The organism is Streptomyces sp. NPDC005774 (assembly GCF_042871645.1).
Lineage (GTDB): Bacteria > Actinomycetota > Actinomycetes > Streptomycetales > Streptomycetaceae > Streptomyces > Streptomyces pratens.
Window position 1 is genome coordinate 48526 of record NZ_JBIAIV010000001.1, and the last position, 21985, is coordinate 70510.

The 21985-nt window shown below is 71.2% G+C and carries 22 protein-coding genes and 2 pseudogenes; 15 read left to right on the forward strand and 9 right to left on the reverse strand.

Annotated elements, in window-relative coordinates:
• Positions 1-3 precede the first annotated feature (3 nt).
• From ACFYQA_RS00260 to ACFYQA_RS00270, 3 genes are all read left to right on the forward strand, one after another.
• Entirely contained in the window at positions 4-528 is a 525-nt protein-coding gene (locus ACFYQA_RS00260; protein WP_388909392.1) for a GNAT family N-acetyltransferase, read from the forward strand.
• 162 nt (positions 529-690) lie between these two features.
• On the forward strand, positions 691-1011 hold the full coding sequence (locus ACFYQA_RS00265; RefSeq protein WP_388909395.1) for a DUF4229 domain-containing protein: 321 nt from the start codon (positions 691-693) through the stop codon (positions 1009-1011).
• Positions 1012-1097: 86 nt separating this feature from the next.
• A complete protein-coding gene (locus tag ACFYQA_RS00270; RefSeq protein WP_388909398.1) occupies positions 1098-1829 on the forward strand; it encodes a TetR/AcrR family transcriptional regulator in 732 nt (243 codons plus the stop codon).
• On the opposite strand, the gene ACFYQA_RS00275 is transcribed toward ACFYQA_RS00270, so the two are convergent.
• Together ACFYQA_RS00275 and ACFYQA_RS00280 are read right to left on the reverse strand one after the other, a co-directional pair.
• A complete protein-coding gene (locus ACFYQA_RS00275) occupies positions 1799-2827 on the reverse strand; it encodes a MaoC family dehydratase (protein ID WP_388910253.1) in 1029 nt (342 codons plus the stop codon). The genes ACFYQA_RS00270 and ACFYQA_RS00275 overlap by 31 nt on opposite strands.
• A gap of 5 nt (positions 2828-2832) precedes the next feature.
• Complete coding sequence (locus tag ACFYQA_RS00280; protein ID WP_388909401.1) at positions 2833-4194, reverse strand: 3-oxoacyl-ACP reductase; 1362 nt, start codon at positions 4192-4194, stop codon at positions 2833-2835.
• Between the two features lie 247 nt (positions 4195-4441).
• On the opposite strand from ACFYQA_RS00280, the pseudogene ACFYQA_RS00285 reads away from it, so the two are divergent.
• Together ACFYQA_RS00285 and ACFYQA_RS00290 are read left to right on the forward strand one after the other, a co-directional pair.
• Positions 4442-4968: pseudogene (locus ACFYQA_RS00285) on the forward strand (acetyl-CoA C-acyltransferase); the annotation flags it as partial.
• Between the two features lie 384 nt (positions 4969-5352).
• Positions 5353-7329, forward strand: a complete 1977-nt coding sequence (locus ACFYQA_RS00290; RefSeq protein WP_388910256.1) for an AMP-dependent synthetase/ligase — start codon at positions 5353-5355, stop codon at positions 7327-7329.
• Here ACFYQA_RS00290 and ACFYQA_RS00295 read toward each other — a convergent pair.
• Positions 7324-8058 carry a class I SAM-dependent methyltransferase gene (locus ACFYQA_RS00295; protein WP_388909405.1) on the reverse strand — a complete coding sequence of 245 codons (735 nt, stop codon included), beginning with the start codon at positions 8056-8058 and terminating at the stop codon, positions 7324-7326. The genes ACFYQA_RS00290 and ACFYQA_RS00295 overlap by 6 nt on opposite strands.
• Positions 8059-8228: 170 nt before the next feature.
• Positions 8229-8432 (reverse strand): cold-shock protein, encoded by a 204-nt coding sequence (locus ACFYQA_RS00300; protein ID WP_003992177.1) that lies wholly within the window; start codon positions 8430-8432, stop codon positions 8229-8231.
• Between the two features lie 311 nt (positions 8433-8743).
• Here ACFYQA_RS00300 and ACFYQA_RS00305 point away from each other — a divergent pair, with 311 nt between their 5' ends.
• Complete coding sequence (locus ACFYQA_RS00305) at positions 8744-9592, forward strand: menaquinone biosynthetic enzyme MqnA/MqnD family protein (RefSeq protein WP_388909410.1); 849 nt, start codon at positions 8744-8746, stop codon at positions 9590-9592.
• A 418-nt stretch (positions 9593-10010) separates the two neighbouring features.
• On the opposite strand, the gene ACFYQA_RS00310 is transcribed toward ACFYQA_RS00305, so the two are convergent.
• Positions 10011-10184 (reverse strand): hypothetical protein, encoded by a 174-nt coding sequence (locus ACFYQA_RS00310; RefSeq protein WP_388909413.1) that lies wholly within the window; start codon positions 10182-10184, stop codon positions 10011-10013.
• Positions 10185-10258: 74 nt separating this feature from the next.
• Between ACFYQA_RS00310 and ACFYQA_RS00315 the strand changes: the two genes are divergently transcribed.
• Positions 10259-10735, forward strand: a complete 477-nt coding sequence (locus tag ACFYQA_RS00315) for a PQQ-binding-like beta-propeller repeat protein (protein WP_388909416.1) — start codon at positions 10259-10261, stop codon at positions 10733-10735.
• A gap of 87 nt (positions 10736-10822) precedes the next feature.
• Here ACFYQA_RS00315 and ACFYQA_RS00320 read toward each other — a convergent pair whose 3' ends face one another.
• The gene (locus ACFYQA_RS00320; RefSeq protein ID WP_388910259.1) at positions 10823-11362 is read right to left on the reverse strand and encodes a Uma2 family endonuclease; all 540 of its coding nucleotides are present in this window, start codon (positions 11360-11362) and stop codon (positions 10823-10825) included.
• 461 nt (positions 11363-11823) lie between these two features.
• Between ACFYQA_RS00320 and ACFYQA_RS00325 the strand changes: the two are divergent.
• From ACFYQA_RS00325 to ACFYQA_RS00350, 6 genes and pseudogenes are all read left to right on the forward strand, one after another.
• Positions 11824-11988: pseudogene (locus ACFYQA_RS00325) on the forward strand (ATP-binding protein); the annotation flags it as partial.
• Positions 11989-12267: 279 nt separating this feature from the next.
• Positions 12268-12780, forward strand: coding sequence for a hypothetical protein (locus ACFYQA_RS00330; RefSeq protein ID WP_388909419.1), 513 nt, complete (start codon positions 12268-12270; stop codon positions 12778-12780).
• Positions 12777-13646 (forward strand): prepilin peptidase, encoded by an 870-nt coding sequence (locus tag ACFYQA_RS00335; protein WP_388909422.1) that lies wholly within the window; start codon positions 12777-12779, stop codon positions 13644-13646. The genes ACFYQA_RS00330 and ACFYQA_RS00335 overlap by 4 nt, the downstream gene beginning before the upstream one ends.
• 299 nt (positions 13647-13945) lie before the next feature.
• Entirely contained in the window at positions 13946-15145 is a 1200-nt protein-coding gene (mqnC, locus tag ACFYQA_RS00340; protein WP_388909425.1) for a cyclic dehypoxanthinyl futalosine synthase, read from the forward strand.
• Positions 15146-15152: 7 nt separating this feature from the next.
• Positions 15153-15803 carry a hypothetical protein gene (locus ACFYQA_RS00345; RefSeq protein ID WP_388909428.1) on the forward strand — a complete coding sequence of 217 codons (651 nt, stop codon included), beginning with the start codon at positions 15153-15155 and terminating at the stop codon, positions 15801-15803.
• A gap of 123 nt (positions 15804-15926) precedes the next feature.
• Positions 15927-16622 (forward strand): demethylmenaquinone methyltransferase, encoded by a 696-nt coding sequence (locus tag ACFYQA_RS00350; protein WP_388909430.1) that lies wholly within the window; start codon positions 15927-15929, stop codon positions 16620-16622.
• A gap of 106 nt (positions 16623-16728) precedes the next feature.
• On the opposite strand, the gene ACFYQA_RS00355 is transcribed toward ACFYQA_RS00350, so the two are convergent.
• The gene (locus tag ACFYQA_RS00355) at positions 16729-17091 is read right to left on the reverse strand and encodes a PASTA domain-containing protein (RefSeq protein WP_388909433.1); all 363 of its coding nucleotides are present in this window, start codon (positions 17089-17091) and stop codon (positions 16729-16731) included.
• Between the two features lie 129 nt (positions 17092-17220).
• Positions 17221-17727 carry a GNAT family N-acetyltransferase gene (locus ACFYQA_RS00360; protein ID WP_388909436.1) on the reverse strand — a complete coding sequence of 169 codons (507 nt, stop codon included), beginning with the start codon at positions 17725-17727 and terminating at the stop codon, positions 17221-17223.
• Between the two features lie 98 nt (positions 17728-17825).
• On the opposite strand from ACFYQA_RS00360, the gene ACFYQA_RS00365 reads away from it, so the two are divergent.
• Entirely contained in the window at positions 17826-19109 is a 1284-nt protein-coding gene (locus tag ACFYQA_RS00365) for a geranylgeranyl reductase family protein (protein WP_388909439.1), read from the forward strand.
• Positions 19110-19565: 456 nt separating this feature from the next.
• On the opposite strand, the gene ACFYQA_RS00370 is transcribed toward ACFYQA_RS00365, so the two are convergent.
• The gene (locus ACFYQA_RS00370) at positions 19566-20429 is read right to left on the reverse strand and encodes a C40 family peptidase (RefSeq protein WP_388909442.1); all 864 of its coding nucleotides are present in this window, start codon (positions 20427-20429) and stop codon (positions 19566-19568) included.
• 1192 nt (positions 20430-21621) lie between these two features.
• Here ACFYQA_RS00370 and ACFYQA_RS00375 point away from each other — a divergent pair.
• Complete coding sequence (locus ACFYQA_RS00375) at positions 21622-21981, forward strand: NADH-quinone oxidoreductase subunit A (RefSeq protein ID WP_055570452.1); 360 nt, start codon at positions 21622-21624, stop codon at positions 21979-21981.
• The last annotated feature ends 4 nt before the right edge of the window (positions 21982-21985 follow it).

The window sequence follows — 21985 nt, forward strand, 5'->3', positions numbered from 1 at the left end:
CCCATGCCGTTGGCTTTCGCGCTGGATCCGTCCGTCACTCCCGAACTCCGTGACAGCATCCTGGAGTTGTGGGTTGACGTCACCAACGTGGGCGGAGCCGTCGGCTTCGTGCCGCCAATAACGCTGGAAGCCGTCCGGCCGGAGCTGCTACGGCAGTTCATGGCGATGGAGGAGCAACGGTCCCGGCTCCTCGTCGGGTTCGACGAGGAGGGGCGGGTCGCCGCGACGGCGTTCCTCACCCTCAACACCCACCGCCTGATGACGCACTGGATCTGGCTGTACACGGTGATGGTCCACCCCCGTCACCAGGGCAAGGGGTACGGCCGTGACCTGCTCGCCGCCGCCGAGCGGGCCGCCCGCGCCCTGCCCGGCGTCGAGGCGATCCGGCTCACCTGCCGCGGCGGCCTCGGCCTGGAGCACTTCTACGGCTCCTGCGGCTACAAGGAGGTCGGCCGGGTCCCCGGCGCGATCAGGGTGGCCCCGGACGACGACCGGGACGACGTCGTCCTGCTGCTGTCGCTGACCTGACCCCGGCACCGGGTCGGGGTCGGGGTCGGGGAGGTTGTCATGTACGCGCTTGTTCGTGGACCCCGCCGCAGGCACACGAGGACGGGCGTGCTTCACTGGAGGTGTCCCATTGGGAACCCCTTGGGATACGTTCTGGCCGTTCGTCCGGGAGAGTGGAAGAAGATGCTCCGCTACACGTTGATGCGCTTCGGAATCTTCGTGGGCTGCCTCCTGGTCGTCTGGGGCCTTGTCTACTCCGGCCTCGCCCCGCGTGGCCTGGGCGATTCCAACGGGCTGTGGATCATCCTGCTCGCCCTGGTGTTCTCGGCGCCGATCAGCTTCGTCGTGCTCCGCAAGCAGCGGGACGTGGCCTCCGAGAACATCGTGCGCCGGGTCGACCGGGCGAAGGCCAACCTGGAGGCCAACCGCAGCCAGGAGGACGACGCCGCCGACGACGTCCGCGGCACGCAGGCGCAGGGCCAGGAGCAGGCGAAGGCCTCGTAGGGCCCCGGGGGCGCGTTTCCGGTTCGGGCGGGGTGGGTTCCCCGCGCAGGCGGGCGAGGGTGCCGCCGCCCCGTAGGCTGATCCGTATGGGTGCTGTGAAGAGCAAGCGGATGCCGCGTGCGGTCCGCGAACAGCAGATGCTGGACGCTGCCGTGCAGACCTTCGGCCAGCGCGGCTACATGGCCGCGTCGATGGACGAGATCGCCGAACTGGCGGGCGTGTCGAAGCCGTTGGTCTACCTGTATCTGAACTCCAAGGAAGACCTGTTCATCGCGTGCATCCGCCGCGAGGCGAAGGCTCTCGTCGAGGCGGTGCGCGCCGGGGCCCGTCCCGTGCTCTCCGCGGACCGCCAGCTCTGGGCGGGGCTGACGGCGTTCTTCACCCACACCGCGCGGCACCCGGACGGCTGGGCCGTGCTGCATCTCCAGGCCCGTACGCACGGCGAGGTGTTCGCCGCCGAAGTCACCGTGATGCGCGCGGACATCGTGACGTTCGTGACCGAGCTGATCCTCGCCGCCGCCCGGGAAGCCCACCGGGACCCCTACCTGCCCAGCGGCGAGGTCGCCGGGCTCGCCGAAGCACTGGTCGGCGCCGCCGAGGCGCTCGCGGACTGGGCCAACAGCACCCCGGGTGTCACCGCCCGGCAGGCGTCGGCCACCCTGATGAACTTCGCCTGGGCGGGACTGGGCGACCTGATGGCGGGCCGCCCCTGGTCACCGCCCGACGGCGAAGCCTCGGACACCGGTGCCGGTGTCGGGGCCGAAGACGCTGATGCCGGCGCGGCCGTTCACGCCGGGCGGACCTCCCCGGTGAGGTGAAGGCGGTCGCCGGGGCCGCGCAGCTCGAAACGCCCGTTCCGTGCCCCGTACGTCACCGTGCCCGGCAGCAGGACCGGCACTTTGAAGTCGGCCCGGACCGTCACCGCTTCCGGGGCGCCGTGCGCGGCGAGGCAGCGGGCCACGGTCCACATGCCGTGCGCGATCGCGCGGGGGAAGCCGAAGAGCCGTGCGGTGAGCGGGTACAGGTGGATCGGGTTGCGGTCGCCGGACGCGGCACCATACCGCCGCCCCGTGTTCCCGGCCAGTAGCCACGCGTCGACGACGGGCAGCGGCTGCGTCCGCGCCGTCACTGATTCCTCCTCCGGACGCGGGGCCGGCCGGCCGGAGGGGTGCGGCTCGGAGGAGGGCGGCCCGGAGGAGGGCGGCCCGGAGGTGCGGTGCCGGGCCAGATACGTGCTCCGCGACTCCCATACGAGGTCACCGCCGGGCGACCGCAGCCCGGTGACCACGGTGGCCTCCGTACCGCGCCGGTGCGGTTCCGGCCCCTCGATGTGCACACTCAGCCCGTGCGTCCCGGCGACGGGCACGGTCCGGTGCCGGGTGATCTCGATCGATGTGTGGACGAGCCCCAGCAGCGGCAGGGGGAAGTCCAGGCCGCTCATCAGCCGCATGGCCACCGGGAAGCCCAGCACATGGGGATACGTCAGCGGCAGCGTGCCGGAGCCCTCCCCGGTCTCCCTGGCCTCCCTGGCCTCCCTGGCTTTCTCGGTCTCCCCGGTCTCGCCGGTCTCGCCGGTTCGTCCTGTCCCCGCGGTGGGGAAGCCGCACACCCGCTCGTACGCCGCCAGCCTCGCGGGATCCACCCGCAGGGAGGGCAGGACGAGCCGGGTCCGTGGAAACGCGGCGTCGGGGCGGGGCCGTTTGAACGGCGACAGCAGCGCACCGCGCGCCAGCAGGGGGGCGAGGGCGGGGGAGCGGGCGAGGGTCACCGAGGCCAAGGGCGCGGCGGGGGGAGGGACGGAAGGTACGGAGGCCATGGTGGTCACGCCCCCAGCAGGCTCTGGCCGCAGACCCGTACGACCTGTCCGTTGACCGCGCCCGAGGCCGGGTGGGCGAGCCAGGCGGTGGTCTCGGCGACGTCGACCGGAAGGCCGCCCTGGGCCAGGGAGTTCATGCGCCGGCCCGCCTCGCGGATGACCAGCGGGACCGCCGCGGTCATCTTCGTCTCGATGAACCCGGGGGCGACCGCGTTCACCGTCACCCCGTGCTCGGCCGCCGCGCGCGGGGCGAGGGAGCGGACCAGGCCGATGACACCGGCCTTGGAGGCCCCGTAGTTCGTCTGGCCCGTGTTCCCGGCGATCCCGGCGATGGACGCCGTCGCCACGATCCGCCCGCCCCGCTTCAGGGTTCCGGCGGCGAGCAGCGTGTCGGTGGTGCGCAGCACGCTCGCCAGGTTCACCTCCAGCACCGGGGTCCAGCGCTCGACCGGCATGTTGGCCAGCCGCCGGTCACGGGTGATGCCCGCGTTGTGGACGAGGACGTCCAGGCCGTCGGGGAGCGCCTCGGCGATCCGGGCGCCCGCGTCGGCGGCCGTGATGTCGAGGGGGAGGGCGAGGCCACCGAGCCGTTCGGCGACGCGCCGGGCGTCCGCCTCGGCCTGCGGCACGTCGAGCACGACGACCTCGGCACCGTCCCGGGCCAGCGTCTCGGCGACCGCCTCGCCGATACCGCGGGCACCGCCGGTGACCAGAGCGGTGCGTCCGGCGAGGGGGAGGTCCCACGGGGCGGCGGCGGATGTCCCCTTGGTGTCAGTGCCAGTGCCAGTGCCGGTGGCGTCGGTGCCGACCTCGATCACCTGGCCGCTGACATACGCCGACTTGGGCGAGAGCAGGAAGCGCAGGGTGGACTCGGTGGCGTCCGGGTCGGTGAGACGGACCAGGTTCACGGTGCTGCCCCGGCCGATCTCCTTGCCCAGGGAGCGGGTGAAGCCCTCCAACGCCTGCTGGGCGGCGGCCTGGTGGTGGTCGGCGGCGTCGAGCGGGGAGCCGAGCAGGACGACTCTGCCGTTCGCGGCGACCGACCGTACGACGGGATGCAGGGCCGCGTGCACCTCGAGGAGGCCTTCCACGTCGCGCACCCCGGTGGCGTCCAGAACGACGGCGGTGGGCCGGCCGGTGTCGTTCGCGTCGCCGGGCTCGCCCGTGGAGAGTCCCGTGCGGGCGAGGACGGGAGCGAGGCCGAGGCTGAGGTCGGACTTGCCCGCGGTGAGGTGGAGCAGGCCGCTGTCGAGGCCCGGCCGCGCCGCTGACCAGCGCTTCAGCGAGGCCGGCCGGGGGAGGCCCAGCCGACGGCTCAGGAAGAGGCCGGGCGTGGTCCCGGTGAAGCTCAGATAGCGGTCGGCCATGTGCGACTCCCAGCCCTGTGCGCGTGCGGTCTGTGTGCGGTCTGCGTGCTGGTGTACGTGTTCCAGTGGAACTTACTCTAAAGTAAGGTTACCGATGGTAATTCTACGTCGGTGTGAGGAGCGGGTCGAGATGAGCCCTCGGAAACCGAGCGGGTCGAGCGAACCGAGCGGGCCGGGTGGGCCGGGCAAGCAGGTCGAGCCGGTGGATTCGCGCGAACCGGTGGTGTCCGCGCGGTCGGTGGAGTTCGACGGCCCCGACCCGACGATGACCGCGGGCAATGCGACCCCGCTCACCGACGGCGCGGCGGTGGTGCTGCCGGCGAGCGAGGAGTGGGCGCGGGCGCGGGGCCTGGAGCCGCTGGCATACCTGACCGCCTACGAGACGGCCGCCGTGGACTTTGTGCACGGCGATGTGGCGGACGGCGAGGACGGCCTGCTGATGGCCCCCGCGTACGCGGTTCCGCGCATGCTGGAGCGCACACCGGGCCGGACATCGTGGACTTCGACCTGGTAGAGGTCCACGAGGCCTTCGCGTCCCAGGTGATCGCCACCCTGGCCGCCTGGGAGGAGCGGGGGCTGAGCCCGGTCGACCGCGCCCGGATGAACGTGGCCGGCTCCTCCCTGGCGACGGGCCGCCCCTTCGCCGCCACCGGCGCCCGCATCGTCGCGATCCTCGCGAAACTCCTGGCCGAACGGGACGCCCCCGCCCGCGGCCTGATCTCCGTCTGCGCGGCGGGCGGGCAGGGCGTGACGGCCATTCTGGAACGAACCTGAACCACCCTCATGTATCTCCCGATGCTGCACATCCCCGGCGCCGGACCCTTCCCGAACCCGCACGAACCCGCCACGTCGGGCCCGTACGATCCCGAGTCCGAACCGGCGGTGACCCCGTGACTCCGCGACTCCTGTCCTCCGAGGAGGCCGGAGAACACCGGAAGGCGCCGGTGAGCGCCTCGGCGTGCGAGGCACGTACGTCATCGCAGCAAGCAGTTTCGCTGCACGCCCCAGGAGCCGTCCGTGTCCGCAGTCCCGTCCTCAGCCGTCCCTCCCTACGATGCGTACGACGGGCGCCCGGCCGCCGTCCCGCCCGCCGCGTCCCCCGTCGTCCCGCCCGCCGCGTCCCCCGTCGTCCCGCCCGTCGTCCGTTCCACCGCCGCCATGAGCGACGCCTCCGGCGGGCCGGTCCCGGTCGCGCCCGAGACACGGCGGCTGGACGGGGTCGTACGGGAGGCGGCCGTACCGCCGCTCGCACGGCCGGTGCGGCACGGATCGCTCGCCGACCTGCCCTTCGACAACGCGGACGCGGCCCCGGACACGGTGGTCCTGAGCCGCCGCCCCAAAGGCCCGGGGGTCGACAGGAAGGACAGGAAGGGCGGGAACGGAGGGAACGGAGGGAAGAGCGGGAAGAACGGGAAGAACGGGAACGGAGGTTGGACGGATGTGACGGCCACCGAGTTCGCCGCCCAGGTGATGGCCGTGGCGAAGGGGCTCATCGCCGAGGGCCTGACCCCGGGTGACCGGATCGCCGTCATGGCCCGCACCCTCTACGAGTGGACGCTCCTCGACTTCGCCGCCTGGGCGGCGGGACTGGTCACCGTCCCCGTCTACCCGACCTCCTCCGTCTACCAGGCCCGCTGGATCCTGCACGACTCGGGCGCGGTCGCCCTGGTCACGGAAACGGCCGCCCAGGCCGCCGCCCTCGGCCCCGAACTGGGGCACCTCACCGACCTCCGGCACGTCTGGGTCATGGAGAAGGGCCATGTGGAACGGCTCGCGGAGGCAGGCACCCACCTTCCGGACCAGGAGGTGGAGGTACGCCGCGGCGTCCTCGGCCCGGACACCCTCGCCACCCTCGTCTACACCTCCGGCACCACCGGCCGCCCCAAGGGCTGCGCCCTCACCCACGGCAACTTCTTCGCCGAGGTGGACAACGCCATCGAGCTGCTCTACCCGGTCTTCAAGGCCCGGACCAGCGAAGAGGCCTCCGTCCTCCTCTTTCTCCCCATGTCCCACGTCCTCGGCCGCATGGTCGCCGTCGCCTGCGTCCGGGCCCGGATACGGCTCGGCCACGCGCCGAGCCTGAAACCCGAGGAACTGCTCCCGGACCTGGCGAGTTTCCGGCCCACGTGCCTGCTGGCCATCCCGTACATGCTGGAGAAGATCTTCAACACCGCGCGCGCCAAGGCGGAGTCGGGCGGACGGGCGGCCGCCTTCGACCGCGCCGCCTCGGTGGCCCGCCGCTACGGCGAGGCCGTCGACGCCCGCCACACCGGTACGGGCCCCGGCCCGAGCGGGCCCCTGAAGATCTCCCGCGCCTTCTACGACCCCCTGGTCTACCGCCGTGTCCGCAACGCCATGGGCGGTCGGATCCGCTACGCCATCTGCGGCGGCTCCCCGCTCGGCCGCGATCTGAGCGCGTTCTACGCCGGTGCCGGCATCGAGATCTTCGAGGGCTACGGCCTCACGGAGACCACCGGCGCGTCGACGGTGACACCCCCGCTGATGCCCCGGCTCGGCACGGTGGGCTGGCCGCTGCCCGGCACCCGGATCCGTATCGCGGCGGACGGTGAGATCCTCGTCGCGGGCGACCACGTACTGCGCGGCTACTGGGACCCCCAGGCCGGCGGAGTCGCCCCCGCGACCCCCGACGGCTGGCTCGCGACCGGCGACATCGGCGCACTGGACGACGAGGGCTACCTGACCATCACGGGCCGCAAGAAGGAGCTGCTGATCACGGCGGGCGGCAAGAGCGTCGCCCCGGCCCCGCTGGAGAACTGGCTCCGCTCCCACCCCCTGATCTCGCAGTGCATGGTCCTGGGGGAGGGCCGCCCCTACGTCTCCGCCCTGATCACCCTCGACCCCGACGGCATCACCCACTGGCGCCGGATGAACGGCAAGCACCCGGTCCCGGCCGAGCTCCTGGTCGACGACGAGGAACTGCGCGCGGTCCTGCAGCGCGCCCTCGACGAGGTCAACAGGACGCTCTCCCGCCCCGAATCCATCCGTCGCTTCACCGTCCTCCCCGTCGACTTCAGGGAGGCCGCGGGCCACCTGACCCCGTCCATGAAGCTGCGCCGCGAAGCGATCCTCCGCGACTTCGCGGAGGAGGTGGAGGGGCTGTACCCGGGCTCATGAGGGGTGGGCCGTGTGGCGGTCGGCCGAGCGGGTGATGCGCGGGGTGCGGGCGATGAGGAACGCCTGGGGCGTCGACTCGCCCTGTTCCTCGTCCGCGGCCCGCTCGGAGCGCAGGACGAGCGTGAACCCGGCCGCCTCCAGGGCCTCGGCCATCCGGTCCGGGCGGCGCCGCCGGAAGTCCAGGGCGACCGGGTGGCCGAATGGACGTTCGAGGTGGAGGGCCCCTTCGCCCGCCTGGAAGGCGAGCAGCAGATGGCCCCCGGGCGCCAGGAGCCGACGGAAGCGGGCGAAGAGCGCCGGCAGCTCGTCCTGCGGGGTGTGGACGCTCGAGTACCACGAGACGACGCCGGTCAGGGTGCCGTCCGGGATGCCGGGCTCCATCATCGAACCCTGCTCGAACCACAGGCCCGGGTTCTCGCGGCGGGCGATCCGGAGCATGGAATCCGACAGGTCGAGGCCTAAGACGTTCAGGCCGCAGGAGGCCAGATGGGCCGTCACCCACCCGGGGCCGCACCCGAGGTCGGCGACCTCGCCGCCGGTGCCACTGGCTTTGACGAGCCCGGCGAATCCGGCCAGCAGCGCCAACTCCAGGGGCTGGGCGGCGAAAACGTCGCGGAAGCGGTCGGCGTAGTCCTCGGCCACGGCGTCGTAGAAGGCGCGGGTGGCGGCGATGTGGTCCGGAGCCGGGGTGGCAGCAGCGGCGGCGGGAGCGGGAGCGGTGTCCGTCATGGGCGGGGAGCCTAGCCGTGCTCACGTCGTCCCGGTGCGGATTCGCGGTGGGGCCGTGATGGGTCCGTGGTGGTTCGCTGCGGGCCCGTGACGGGAAAAGGCAGGAGCCCCTTTCGCCTGGCGGCGGGGGGCTCCTTGGGTACTGCTAGTCGTTCCCGGATCGGAGAGGATCAGACCGGGGTGACGTTCTCCGCCTGCGGGCCCTTGGGACCCTGCGTGACGTCGAAGGACACCTGCTGGTTCTCCTCGAGCGAGCGGAAGCCGCTCGCGTTGATCGCGGAGTAGTGGACGAAGACGTCGGGGCCGCCGCCTTCCTGGGCGATGAAACCAAAGCCCTTTTCGGCGTTGAACCACTTCACGGTTCCGGTAGCCATAAGCCCTCCTTGGGCCCAAAGGGTTGCCCTGCTCCAGAACCCAGCAAGTGTGAAGACCAATTCTGCACAATCGCATCCGTCTGAGAACGACGAGAGCCCGCGGTCACATGCTCCGCAGGCTCTGTACTGCAAGGGAAACCAAACTGCAACTTGCGGACGAGACTAGCACGCGACCACCCGCGTGCAATAGAGGCCAAGATCACGTCACCCGAAAGTTTGAATGTCGCTTCCGCCTCGTGCTCCGACGCGACAGTCGGCCGGTGGCGGGGCCCGGAGAACCCGCCCCGCGGCGTGAGGGCTAGCCTCGCGATGTGGACAATTCTCGCACCCGGCCGCGCGTCGGGCACATTCAGTTCCTGAACTGCATGCCCCTCTACTGGGGGCTTGCGAGAACGGGCACTCTCCTCGACTTCGAGCTGTCGAAGGACACCCCCGAGAAGCTCAGCGAGAAGCTCGTGCAGGGAGATCTCGACATCGGGCCGATCACCCTGGTCGAGTTCCTCAAGCACGCCGACCAACTGGTCGCCTTCCCCGACATCGCCGTCGGCTGCGACGGCCCGGTGATGTCGTGCGTGATCGTCTCGCAGGTCCCGCTGGACCGGCTGGACGGCGTCCGGGTCGCCCTCGGGTCGACCTCACGGACCTCCGTACGCCTCGCCCAGCTCCTGCTCGCCGAGCGGTACGGCGTGCAGCCCGACTACTACACGTGCCCGCCGGACCTCAGCCTGATGATGCAGGACGCCGACGCGGCCGTCCTTATCGGCGACGCGGCCCTGCGCGCGACCATGATCGACGGGCCACGCTTCGGGCTCGACGTGCACGACCTGGGCGCGCTGTGGAAGGAGTGGACGGGGCTGCCGTTCGTCTTCGCCGTCTGGGCGGCACGCCGCGACTACCTGGAGCGCGAGCCGGTCATCACCCGGAAGGTGCACGAGGCGTTCCTCGCCTCCCGCGACCTCTCCCTGGAGGAGGTCGGCAAGGTCGCCGAGCAGGCGTCCCGCTGGGAGGCCTTCGACGAGAAGACGCTGGCCCAGTACTTCACCACCCTCGACTTCAGCTTCGGCCCGCCGCAGCTGGCGGCGGTCGAGGAGTTCGCGCGCAGGGTGGGACCGACGACGGGCTTCCCGGCGGACGTGAAGATCGACCTGCTCCAACCCTGACGGACGCCGCGGAGGCGTCCGGTGCCGGGGCGTTCGGCCCGCCGCCGGTGATGCCGGTGTCCACGGCGGCGGACATGTCGGCCCCCGCGGTCCTCGCCCCCCGGGGCCCGCACCCGCCGACCGAGCCCGTCGGCGACCCCCGTTCTGCCGGCACTTCCCGCTCCTCTCGCTCCCCTCGCTCCTCCCGTCCCGGCAGGCTCTCGGTCTCCGTTGCCGCGACGTCCGACCAGGGCAGGGCGAGGGAGGCCGGGTCGGACGGATGAGCTGCACGGTGGCCCTCGCCGTGGCGGGTGCGTTGGCCGAGGTGACCTGACCGTCGGCACGGTGTTCGCCCTGGGCCTCTTGCCGGGCAACTCCGAAGGTAACAGCGTGAGTTACGCCTCCTCCTCCTCCGAGCCCCCGGCCGCCGCCCCACCGTCTACCTCGGCACCTGGGAGGGCCAGGCCAACTCACGGGAGGGCATCGCCATTCCGCTGGGCACGTTCCGGGTGGCGGTGAAGCAGGCGAAGGCGGGCGAGTAGGCGGCCACGCTCCGCCACACCGACATCTTCGGCGACGTCTGCGACGACGTACTCACCCTGAAGCAGGTCACGGAGAAGCGGCTCGTCGCGCCCTCCACTCGAACTGCAACCTCACCGTCCGGGACACCGCCACGGCGGTCAACTGTTGACGAAGAAGATCGGCGACGAATGGGCCTGGCGGCCCACGGTCGCGGGAGGTCTCGTCTTCCTTCCGGGGGATGAACTCGTAGCCGTGGACGCGGACACGGGCAGCACCGTCTGGACGTTGTCCCCCAACGGCCGCCGGGGCTTCAACAACCCGACGGTCATCGACGGTCTGCTCTGCACCAGCGACCACGACGACGGCGTGTGGGCCGTGGATGTCAAGAGCGGCAAGCGGACGTGGCTCTGCGACGAGTTGGACGTCGAGGGGCCCGAGACGTTCCTGCGGGCCGGGACGGCACTGTACGGCGCCACCGGATCCCTGTACGGCGGCATCGTGGCCCTGGACGTCAAGACGGGCAAGCTCCGTTGGACCTACAGAGACAGCAAGGCCGTCGGCGAGCCGTGGCAGGTCACCACCTTCGGAAACCGGCTGCTGGTAACGCACGGGCCGGAGATCCACGCGCTGCCGGCGGTCTGAGGCACGGATGGCCGAACTCGCGGCCGGATTCGGCGTCGGAACCAAGACCGCGTACCGCTACGTCACCTGATGTGCGTAGGTCCGAGGTCACGCTCCGCCCGCGTCGCGCGTCGGGAAGGTGCCTGTGTCGATCTCGACCCGCTCCCCAGTGGCCAGAGTAAAGGTGACCTGCTCGCCGTACGGGATCTCGACGACCCGCCCGTACCCCGCGGCGTGTGGCTCGGACATCAGGGTGACCGTCGTCGTGAAGGGGTCGGCGATCATGTAGAAGTCGATCCCGAAGCGACCGTACTTCTGGACGTTCCGAACGTAGTCCTTCTCGTCCTTCGGTTCGGACGGCACTTCGAGCACCGCGAGCACGTCGAGACACGAGTAACTGTTCCTCCGACGATCGGCGTCGAAGTCGATGATCGTGAGATCCGGCGCTGCGTCGTTCTCCCCGGGGAAGGTGATGAGTACATCGCCGAAGACACGCTCTCGCGCGATACCGGAGGCTTTGACCGCATCCTTGACGTCGGAAACGGTCCAGTCCTGCTCCGGGCTCTGTGGCGTCATGATCACCCTGCCGTCGAACACCTCGACCTTGTACCCCTCAGGGATGGCACCCCGCTCGATCAGTTCACTCATCACAGACACGGCAGCTCACCTCCTGCCCGCATTATGGCTGGCCGGGGCGCAACCGACCGTGCTTTCGACCGGCCGGAGCTGACCATTCCTGATCCTGGTCACCGCGTGGCATGCGATCATCCGCCGACGGGCACCTTCGGCTCCGGCAGCGGATCATTTCAAGGTCCCCCTGGCCGTGCACGGTGACGATCATCCCGCGCTCACGGATATCTGGCAGCGCGCCGTACCGACAGGCAGGATCCTCATGCTCCGTTACGAAGGGTAACGCCCACCATGATTCCCGCCTCCAGGTCACTACTACCGGAACCCCCGATGCCGACCTGGTCTTCGTCTCCGGTGGCCAGGCGGGCGCCGGTGCCGCCGTGAACCTCGCTCTCGGGGGCCACGCCGAACCGCGCGCCCTCGGGGGCCACGTCGAGGCCGGGAACATCGGCGTCACCGCAGGTGTGGGCGCCTCCGTCTCGCCCGAGCCCCCGGGGAAGCCGGAGCCGCTTGCCGAGGCGGAGGAGGGGCGAGGGCTCGCGTTGGTCCGTGCCTGCGCAGACCTCTGGGGCTGACAGCCGCTGGCCAGGGACGGAAGCCGGGGCGAGTACGTGTGGTGTGACCTTGTCACGTCGGGCGCTTGAAGGTGCTCGAGGGCTGTGCGGGAAGTGTGGCGTGGTGAGGGGGAGGAAGGCCCTTCGAAGGGGGCGGTGCGAGTCCCTAGGATCTCTGTGGGCTCAGTACGCTCAGTGCGCCCTCCATCACCTGATCCCGTCTCACCCCACGCCGTCACCACGCTCCTTTCCCACCACACGACCCGGGACACCCGCCATGCCACGACGCCGTAGCTCAAGCTCGTCCAGCGCGACGGGAGACCGCAGCGGGGTTCCGTCGTGACTCCGAGGAACCGGACGCCTCAGCCGGTGCGGATACGGAGGCGGACCTTCGGGGACTTCGGCAAGGCGTTCTTTGCTTTCGTGGCGCTGTTCGTCCTGGTGGTGGGGGTGTCGGCCGTGCTCGCGACGGTGGCGGGCCGGCCGTTGCCGCGCACGTTCGAGCTGATGAAGTGGCTCAAGGCGGACGTCTCCGTCGAGACCTTCCAGAACATCCTGGTCTTCTTCGTCTGGCTCGCCTGGGCCCAGTTCACCGCCTGCGTGCTCGTCGAGATGAAGGCCGCGCTGTCCGGAGTCGGGGTACCGGGTCGGGTGCCCGGGGTCGGCCCCAGTCAGCCGCTCGCGCGTCAACTCGTCGCCGCGCTGCTGCTCGTCGGCGCCGCCGCCGAGGGCTTCACGCCGGGGCTCTCGCAGTTGGGGCAGGGAATCGAGGGGAACCAGCAGCCCACCGCCACCGCCGCGCACCGAGGCACTGCTCGACGAACTGCTGCCGGCCTGGCGCGAGGCGGTCGGGGCCGCGGCCGCGGGATGAGGGACACGTGAGCGGCCTTCCGGCGGCGGTGGTCGCCGGTCCGGTGCCGGACGTGGTCGTGGTGCTGGTCGCCGTGGTGTGGGGCGTGGTGACGGGCGCGCTGCTGCCCCGCGCGGCGTACCGGTTCGCCGTCCCGGCGGGGGAGGCGTGGCACACCCGGTGCCCCGAGGGGCATCCGCTGCGCGGGTGGCTCGGACGGGCCCGGTGCGGACAGTGCGCCCCGCGCGGAAAGGGTGCCGGGCGTGAAGAAGGCGCCGGGCACGAGGAGGGTGCCTCGCGCGGGGACGGAGATGGAGACGGGGACGGGGACGGAGGAAAGGCTGCCGGGACGGCGTACGGCACCGGGCCCGTCGCCCCCGCAGCCGCCACCGTGCTCGTGTGCGCCGCCCTCGCCGCCGCCACCGGGACCCGGCCCGAGCTGGCCGTCTGGCTGCTGCTCGCGCCCGTCGGCGTGCTGCTGGCGGTCGTCGACTTCAGGGTGCAGCGGCTGCCCGACCCGCTCACCCTCCCCTTCGCCGCGGCCGCCCTCGCCCTGCTCGGCGTCGTCGCCCTCGTCCCCGAGCACGCGGGCACCTGGACGACCGCCCTGCTGGGTGCCCTGGCGCTCGGCGCCGGCTACTTCGTCCTGTTCCTCATCAACCCGGCCGGCATGGGCTTCGGCGACGTGAAGCTGGCCCTCGGCGCGGGGGCCGTCCTCGGCTGGTACGGCTGGCCGACGGTGATGCTCGGCACCTTCGCCGGGTTCCTGTTCGGGGCGCTGTACGGGGGTGCCCTCGTCGTCGCGCGGCGGGCGGGGCGCGGGACGGCCATCCCGTTCGGGCCGTTCCTGATCGCCGGGGCGTTCGCCGGGTTGCTGATCGGCGCGTACACGGCGTGACGCGTCCGGTGTCACCGACCGGGTGCGTGCCCGGGCCGATGCGTACCCCCTCCGACGCGTACCCCCTCCGACGCGTACCCCCTCCGACGGGTACCCGGCCCACCGCGTGCCGGGCCGCCGCGTAACGCACATCCGGCAGCGGTGTGACGCACTCCGGCCGCCGCCGACGCGTACACGATGTGACGGTTGGGCAGGTGCGACGGGGTGCCCATCGGCCTGACGTCGGGCGCCCCGGGCCGCTGGCGTAGGCTGGTCCAGCCCGTCCACAACCCTTACGAACCTGACGAAAGGGACGCCCGGTGACCGAGAAGGCCGACCTTCAGCCCATCCTCGACCGTGCTGCCGCCGGTGGGCGGATCACCCCCGAAGAGGCGCTCGACCTCTACCGGGACGCCCCGCTGCACGCGCTGGGCGCCGCCGCCGACGCCGTACGCCGCCGCCGGTATGCCGGGACCGAGCACATCGCGACGTACATCATCGAGCGCAACATCAACTACACGAACGTCTGCGTCACCGCGTGCCGCTTCTGCGCCTTCTACGCCGCGCCGAAGGACACCGCCAAGGGCTGGACCCGCGACCTCGACGACATTCTGCGGCGTTGCGCCGAAACCGTCGAGCTCGGCGGCACGCAGATCATGTTCCAGGGCGGCCACCACCCGGACTACGGCGTCGAGTACTACGAGAAGCACTTCTCCGCCATCAAGAAGGAGTTCCCGCAGCTCGTCATCCACAGCCTGGGGGCGAGCGAGGTCGAGCACATGGCCCGGATCTCGAAGGTGTCGGTCGAGGAGGCCGTCACCCGGATCCACGAGGCCGGTCTCGACTCCTTCGCCGGGGCTGGCGCCGAGCTGCTGCCCGCGCGTCCGCGCAAGGCCATCGCGCCGCTGAAGGAGTCCGGCGAGCGCTGGCTGGAGATCATGGAGATCGCGCACGGGCTGGGCGTCGAGTCGACGTCCACCATGCTGATGGGCACCGGCGAGACCAACGCCGAGCGCATCGAGCACCTGCGCATGATCCGGGACGTGCAGGACCGCACGGGCGGTTTCCGCGCCTTCATCCCGTACACCTACCAGCCCGAGAACAACCACCTGAAGGGCCGCACCCAGGCCACGATCTTCGAGTACCTGCGGATGATCGCCATCGCCCGGCTGTTCTTCGACAACGTGGCCCACATCCAGGGCTCCTGGCTCACCACCGGCAAGGAGGTCGGCCAGCTCTCCATGCACTACGGCGCGGACGACCTCGGTTCGATCATGCTGGAGGAGAACGTCGTCTCCTCCGCCGGTGCCAAGCACCGCTCCAACCGCCTGGAGATCATCGACCTCATCCGCAAGGCGGGACGCGTCCCCGCCCAGCGCTCCACGACGTACGAACACCTCGTCGTGCACGACGACCCGGCCAACGACCCCGTCGACGACCGGGTGGCCTCCCACATCTCGTCGACGGCCATCGAGGGCGGCACGGCCCACCCGGAGCTGAAGCTCCTGGCCTCCAACTAGGGTCCGCGTGCCGACACTTCACGCCGCCGACCTGCTGATCACGGGAGACGGGCGGTCGTCGGTGCCGCAGGGTGCGGTACTCGTCGACGGGCGGACGGTCGCGGCCGTCGGCCCGTACGGCGAACTGGCGGCCGCGCATCCCACGGCCCGGGTACGACGCTGGCCGGGCCTGCTCACCCCCGGACTCCTGAACCCGTACGGGCCCGAACTGCTGGAGCAGGCCTACCATCCGGACCCGCGGGAGGCGGGCGAACTGGGCGGCGAGCCGCTCACCGGCGAAGCGCTCGCGGGGCTCGCCATGACCGACGTCCGCCGGGGTGCCAGCGCGCGGCGCGGTGTGCAGCGCCTGCTGGCGCACGGAGTTGTCGCCGTGGCGGGAGACCTGTGGAGGCCCGCCGTCGTGGACGCCGTGTACCGGGCGGGACTGAGCGTGGAACAGCGCTTCGAGCGCCCGGCCGGCCCGGTGACCCTCGACCCGCTCGCGGGGCGGAGCCTCGCGGAGGCGATCCTGCTGCCGCTCCCACCGGACGGCGTGGGTGGCGTGGACGCGACGTTCGCCGTCTTCGAGGTCCCCGACGAGGCCGCGCTGGGCGAACGGGGAGCCGGCACGTGCGTGGCGACGGTCCTGGCGGGACGACTGGTGTACCGGCGCCGGTAGCCCGGCTCGCCGTTCGCTGTCTGCCGCCCGGCGCCCGGACCTGCCGCCCGGCGCCTACCGCTTGCTGCCCGGCGCGCAGGGGGCTCCGGGGCCGTGGCGGGCCCGTCCTGCCACAATGGGACCGTGACCCGCGCATCCCTGAACAAGCAGCCGCACGAAGTCGCCTCGATGTTCGACCACGTCGCGGAACGGTACGACCTGACCAACGACGTGCTGTCGCTCGGTCAGGACCGGCTCTGGCGCAAGGAGGTGGCCAAGGCGGTCGGCGCGCGCCCCGCGGAGAAGGTCCTGGACCTGGCGGCCGGTACGGCGACGTCCTCGCTGCCCTTCGCGCAGGCCGGTGCCTACGTCGTCCCCTGCGACTTCTCCCTCGGCATGCTCCGGGTCGGCAAGCAGCGCCGGAACTGGCTGCCCTGCACCGCCGGCGACGCGACCCGGCTGCCCTTCAAGGACGACGTCTTCGACGCCGTCACCATCTCCTTCGGGCTGCGCAACGTCCAGGACACGGACGCCGCGCTGCGCGAGATGCACCGGGTGACCCGGCCCGGCGGGCGCATCCTCATCTGCGAGTTCTCGCAGCCCACCTGGACGCCGTTTCGCACCGTGTACACCGAGTACCTGATGCGCGCGCTGCCGCCGGTCGCCCGCGCGGTGTCGTCCAACCCCGACGCGTACGTCTACCTCGCCGAGTCCATCCGGGACTGGCCCGACCAGCCCGCCCTGGCCGGGCGGCTCCAGGACGTCGGCTGGACGAAGGTGGCCTGGCGCAACCTCACGGGCGGCGTGGTCGCGCTGCACCGGGGCTTCAAGGCGAGCTGAGGCGAGGCGGGCCGGGCCTGAAGAGGCGCCGGACCGGGGTCGGCCAGGGCGGACCGGGGGAAGCGGCCCTGACCGGTCAGGATGAGCCGGGGAAGGCACTGACCGGTCAGGGCGGGCCGAGGGTCGCCGTCGCCGTGCGGGGTGCGGCCGAGTAAGGGGCACCCGGTTCGTCCAGCTCCCGCCGGAGGCCGCCGCCGGGAGGTGCCGCTCCGCGCGGCTCACGCACTCCTCCTCCGCCGTCCCCCTCCCCGAGGTCGAACCACACGTGCACCGCGGAGTCCCGCGGCACCTCGGTGCCGGGCTGCGGATACTGGCGTACGACGTACTCGACGACGGTCAGGTGGAAGTCCGGCCGGTCCGGCGCCTCGAGGGACAGGCCGCGCGCACGGGCCGACTCGCGCGCGTCCACGGCCATCAGGCCGACCAGGCGAGGAACGCGCACCTCGGGCGTTCTGGGTTGTATACGCACGGATGTCACCCCCAGCGGTACCGGCAGCGTAGGCACGACCACGCACCGGAAGGAAGCACTCCGTGGCTTACTGTGACAATCGATCACAGTGGGTGACTCAAGTGAGCGTTTCTGATTCCGTTTCCGTTTTCAGAGAGCCAGCCGGTAGCAGTGGCCCTCCCGGCGCGAGGCCGGGATCAGGAACGTCTCGGCGAGGCGCATTCCGAGCCGCCGGGTGACCGCCGTCGAGCGGGTGTTGCGGGCGTCGACCATCGCGACCACGTCCCGCACGCCGGTGGCGCGTACCCGTTCCAGCGTCTGGTGCGCCGCGGCGGTGACGTACCCCTTGCCCCAGTGCTCCCGGCCCAGCCGCCAGCCGATCTCGATCTCGCCCGTCGGGCCCCAGTCCCGCTCCCAGGGCTGGGCGCCCGTGAAGCCGACGACGCGGTCCGCCCCGTCGACCATGGTCCACAGGCAGAAGCCGAGTTCGGCGTCGTGCCGCCGCTGGCGGGCGGTGAGCTCCTCGTAGACCGACAACTCCGCGGCCCTGCCGCCGTGGAACTCCATGACGTCCGGGTCGGCGAAGAGCCGGTGCCAGGTGAAGGCGTCCTCATGAGTGGGTACGCGGAGCCGTACAGCGGGCAGAGCTCGGTGCATTGAGGCAGCCCTTCAGCCGGGTGATCAATTGTCCTGCATAGACTGCCCGTGTCCAGTGCCGGTCGGCACGCAGATTTCGAACTGGGGGAGATCCCGCCGTGACCGAGCCCCTCTCCGAAAACACCGCCGATGTGATCGTCGTGGGCGCGGGGCCCGCCGGCTCCGCCACCGCGTACCACCTGGCCAGGTCCGGTCTCGACGTGCTCCTCCTGGAGAAGACCGCGTTTCCGCGGGAGAAGGTCTGCGGCGACGGCCTCACCCCGCGCGCCACCAAGCAGCTCGTGTCGATGGGCATCGACATCTCCGAAGAGGCGGGCTGGCTGCGCAACAAGGGCCTGCGCATCATCGGCGGCGGGGTCCGCCTCCAGCTCGACTGGCCGGAACTCGCCTCCTTCCCCGACTACGGCCTGGTCCGCAAGCGGGACGACTTCGACGAACAGCTCGCCCGGCAGGCCCAGAAGGCCGGCGCGCGCCTGTACGAGCGCTGCAACGTGGGCGCGCCGATCGTCGACGACCGCACCGGCCGCATCACCGGGGTGAAGGCCAAGCTCGGCGAGGAGAAGCGGGAAGTCACCTTCCACGCCCCGCTGGTGGTGGCCGCCGACGGCAACTCCACGCGGCTGTCCCTGGCCATGGGCCTGCACCGCCGCGAGGACCGCCCGATGGGCGTCGCGGTCCGTACGTACTTCACCTCGCCGCGCCACGACGACGACTACCTGGAGTCCTGGCTGGAGCTGTGGGACCGGCGCGGTCCGCAGGACCGGCTGCTGCCCGGCTACGGCTGGATCTTCGGCATGGGCGACGGGACGAGCAACGTCGGCCTCGGCGTGCTCAACACCTCGGACTCCTTCAAGGAGCTGGACTGGCGCGAGGTCCTGAAGGCCTGGTGCGCGTCGATGCCCGAGGACTGGGGCTACACCCCGGACAACATGACCGGCCCGATCCGCGGCGCCGCGCTCCCGATGGCCTTCAACCGTCAGCCGCACTACACGCGCGGACTGCTGCTCGTGGGTGACGCGGGCGGCCTGGTGAACCCGTTCAACGGCGAGGGCATCGCCTACGCCATGGAATCCGGGCAGATCGCCGCCGAGGTCATCGTCCAGGCACACGCGCGGGCGACACCGGCCCAGCGGGAGATCGCCCTCCAGCGCTACCCGCGCGTCCTGAAGGACACCTACGGCGGCTACTACACGCTCGGCCGCGCGTTCGTGAAGCTCATCGGCAACCCGAAGGTCATGCAGATCGCCGCCCAGCGCGGGCTGACGCACCCGATGCTGATGAAGTTCACCCTGAAGATGCTCGCCAACCTGACGGACCCCACGGGCGGCGACGCGATGGACCGCATCATCAACGGTCTGAGCAAGGTGGCGCCGAAGGCGTGATGCGTTCCGCATCACGGCTCTCGCGTATGCGTGAGCCGTGCCGCGAGAGCCGTGAGGGGCGCTGTGGGCGGCCGGGGCCGGATGGAGGGGCTCGCGGCCGCCGATGCGTGTCCGGGGCGCCGTGAAGGCCCGCCACGCGGCTGTACGCGGCCCGGTCGGCGCGTGCCGACCCGTCAATCCTCGCGAAGCAGCCGACAATTCGGGCATGCGGGCGATCTCGGCCGACCGGGGCGGTCGGCCGGAGTGAGGGGGGAAGCGCGCGGGCGGATGGCGCGCGAGGGGAAGCGCGTGAGCAGGGGAGCGTGAGCGCGGACGGAGAGAGCCGCTGCCCCCGAGCGGCAGCGGCCCCTCGGCCCATTCCGGCCGGGCCGGTGCGCACCGGATTCGTGCGCACCGGGCCCGACGACCCGGACCGCTATGGGTCCGGGTCCTTGTCCGGGTTCGTGCGGGCGTCGCTCAGAGCACGCGCACGGCGCCCGACGCGGGGTAGCCGGAGAGGTCCTGGATGACGACGCCCTTGGACGGGTTGGCGGCGTCCAGGTACTGGCCGTTACCGATGTAGACACCCGTGTGGTACGCGGAGCCCTTGCCGCCCCAGTACAGGATGTCGCCGACCTGGAGGTTGGACAGCGAGACGTCGGTGCCGACCGTCGACTGGTCCTGCGAGACGCGCGGGAGGTCCACGCCGACCTGCTTGAACGCGGCCTGCACCAGGCTGGAGCAGTCCCAGGCGTTGGGGCCCGTCGCCCCCATGACGTAGGCATCGCCCACCTGCGCCTTGAGGAAGGAGATCACCGTTCCGACGCTGCCACTGGCCGGCGCGGAGGCGGTGGTCGTGGTGGTCGTGGTGGCCGCCGTGCTCGTGGCGCCCGAGTCGGCGGTGAGGGTGGCGCGCTCGGCGTCGCGCGTGGCGCGCTCGGCGGCGGCCTTGCGAGCCTCCTCGGCGGCCTTCTTCTTCGCCTCGGCCTTCTCCTTGGCCTCGGCGAGGTCGGCCTTGGCCGCCTTGGCGGCCTTGGCGGCGGCGGCGTCACGCTCGGCCTGCAGCTGGTAGTTCGCGGCGGCCTGCTGGGTGGCCTCCGCGGACTGGGCGACCTGAGTGGACAGGTCGGCCGTCAGGGTGGGCAGTGAGAGGGTCTGGGTCACCGGCTCTGCGGCGACCGCCGAGGCCGACGCCCCGGCCACTGCCAGAGTGCCGAGGACGCCACCGGCAACTCCGGCTCGCATCGCCATCGTGGTCTGCGCGGTGCGGCGGGGTTTCCGGTGGCTTCGTATGTGAGCGGTGTGGGACATGGGAACAACCGGTACCAGGGGCTCCTTCATATCCACAAGAAACGTGTGCTGCGCCACAATTGTTCAATCGTGGCGCCGAACCCCGGGCGCGTCGTTCTTTATTGACGCCGTAACGGACATTGCGGGCGCGAGGCGATGGGCCCGTGATCACGGCCTTTCGTCTTTACGTCCGAATTGCCCCGCACCTAGCATCGGTTGAAACGATTGGCCAAGCCCTCCTTTTGTGTCCTCGCGTCAGATGTGGCGGAGGTCACGGAACGGTCACCCCTGTCGTCGCGTCCGGTGTGCGAGCCACGGGCGGATTGCGGACGGATTGCGACGGTGGCGCGGCCGGATCGCAACGAGGGCCGGACCCGGGGCGCCCCCAGGGACGGGTTCGGGGTGGGCCATGGGGCGGATGCGGGGTGCGGCCCGGTCGGGTTCGGGGTGGGCTGCGGGTCCGGTTCGGGGGTGCGTGCCGATCCGGGCCCGGGGGCTGCGCCGGGTTCGGTTCGGGGTGTGCCCGGACCGCGCTCCGGGGCGCGTCGGCCCGCGCGTGGGCGGCGTCGGAATGAATGCGGGGCGCGACGGCCCGCGTATGGGCAGTGTCGGAATGGATACGGTGCGCGTCCGGGTCGTGACGGTTCGCATCCGGGTTGTCGTGGATCACGTCCGGAGGGCGTCCGGTTCGAGGCCGGCTTGCGGTCGAAGTGGTCAGCGAGGTCGCCGCTCGATTTCCGGCCGGGCTCACGCTCGGTTCCGGGCTCGGGCTTGTGTGCCGACCGGCGGCGGACCCGCGGCCCCGCGCGGAGTTCGTGAACGCGTGCACACGTCCACTTCGCGCCCCGCATCCCTCCGATGTGTGAACGCGGCTTCTAGCAAGTGATCACGTCCAGCACCAATTTGCATGCAGAGGAACCCTCTTGATAGGGGGGCGATCCCTCTGACCTGCACTGACGCGACAGAATGTCACTTCTGGTGACCGCTCGGACGCTTCGCGTGCGAAGATCACCGCTTCTCCGGCTTCATGATCGTTCGTCAGGTGGTGGAGATCACAAAGGTTGTGCAATGCCCCGTGTCGCAGATCACAGACCGGCGGGCATAGGATGCGGAGCGGTTGGGCTTGTGACCTGCTTCACATGTTCTCGATCTTCGCCGGGGCGGGCGTGGTTCGCGGGACGTGTGGGGCGCAAGTGAGTCCGACTCGCCAGCAGTCAGTGCCGACTGAGAGGAGCGAGGAGCGGTGAACGCGTATGCGCCCATCCTCGTACTGGGAGCCCTCGGGGCAGGCTTTGCGATCTTCTCCGTGGTCATGGCCACGCTGATCGGTCCGAAGCGGTACAACCGCGCCAGGCTCGAGGCCTACGAGTGCGGTATCGAACCGACCCCCACGCCGGCCGGCGGCGGGCGCTTCCCCATCAAGTACTACCTGACGGCGATGCTCTTCATCGTCTTCGACATCGAGATCGTCTTCCTTTATCCCTGGGCCGTCAGTTTCGACGCCCTGGGGATCTTCGGGCTCGTGGAGATGCTGCTCTTCGTGCTCACCGTCTTCGTCGCGTACGCCTACGTATGGCGACGCGGCGGGCTGGAATGGGACTGAAGGG

Excerpts from the sequence above, each read along its gene's own strand:
- ACFYQA_RS00260 (WP_388909392.1), top strand. The coding sequence starts at position 4 with ATGCCGTTGGCTTTCGCGCTGGATCCGTCCGTCACTCCCGAACTCCGT.
- ACFYQA_RS00265 (WP_388909395.1), top strand. The coding sequence starts at position 691 with ATGCTCCGCTACACGTTGATGCGCTTCGGAATCTTCGTGGGCTGCCTC.
- ACFYQA_RS00270 (WP_388909398.1), top strand. The coding sequence starts at position 1,098 with ATGGGTGCTGTGAAGAGCAAGCGGATGCCGCGTGCGGTCCGCGAACAG.
- ACFYQA_RS00275 (WP_388910253.1), bottom strand. The coding sequence starts at position 2,827 with ATGGCCTCCGTACCTTCCGTCCCTCCCCCCGCCGCGCCCTTGGCCTCG.
- ACFYQA_RS00280 (WP_388909401.1), bottom strand. The coding sequence starts at position 4,194 with ATGGCCGACCGCTATCTGAGCTTCACCGGGACCACGCCCGGCCTCTTC.
- ACFYQA_RS00290 (WP_388910256.1), top strand. The coding sequence starts at position 5,353 with ATGAGCGACGCCTCCGGCGGGCCGGTCCCGGTCGCGCCCGAGACACGG.
- ACFYQA_RS00295 (WP_388909405.1), bottom strand. The coding sequence starts at position 8,058 with ATGACGGACACCGCTCCCGCTCCCGCCGCCGCTGCTGCCACCCCGGCT.
- ACFYQA_RS00300 (WP_003992177.1), bottom strand. The coding sequence starts at position 8,432 with ATGGCTACCGGAACCGTGAAGTGGTTCAACGCCGAAAAGGGCTTTGGT.
- ACFYQA_RS00320 (WP_388910259.1), bottom strand. The coding sequence starts at position 11,362 with ATGAGTGAACTGATCGAGCGGGGTGCCATCCCTGAGGGGTACAAGGTC.
- ACFYQA_RS00360 (WP_388909436.1), bottom strand. The coding sequence starts at position 17,727 with ATGCACCGAGCTCTGCCCGCTGTACGGCTCCGCGTACCCACTCATGAG.
- ACFYQA_RS00370 (WP_388909442.1), bottom strand. The coding sequence starts at position 20,429 with ATGAAGGAGCCCCTGGTACCGGTTGTTCCCATGTCCCACACCGCTCAC.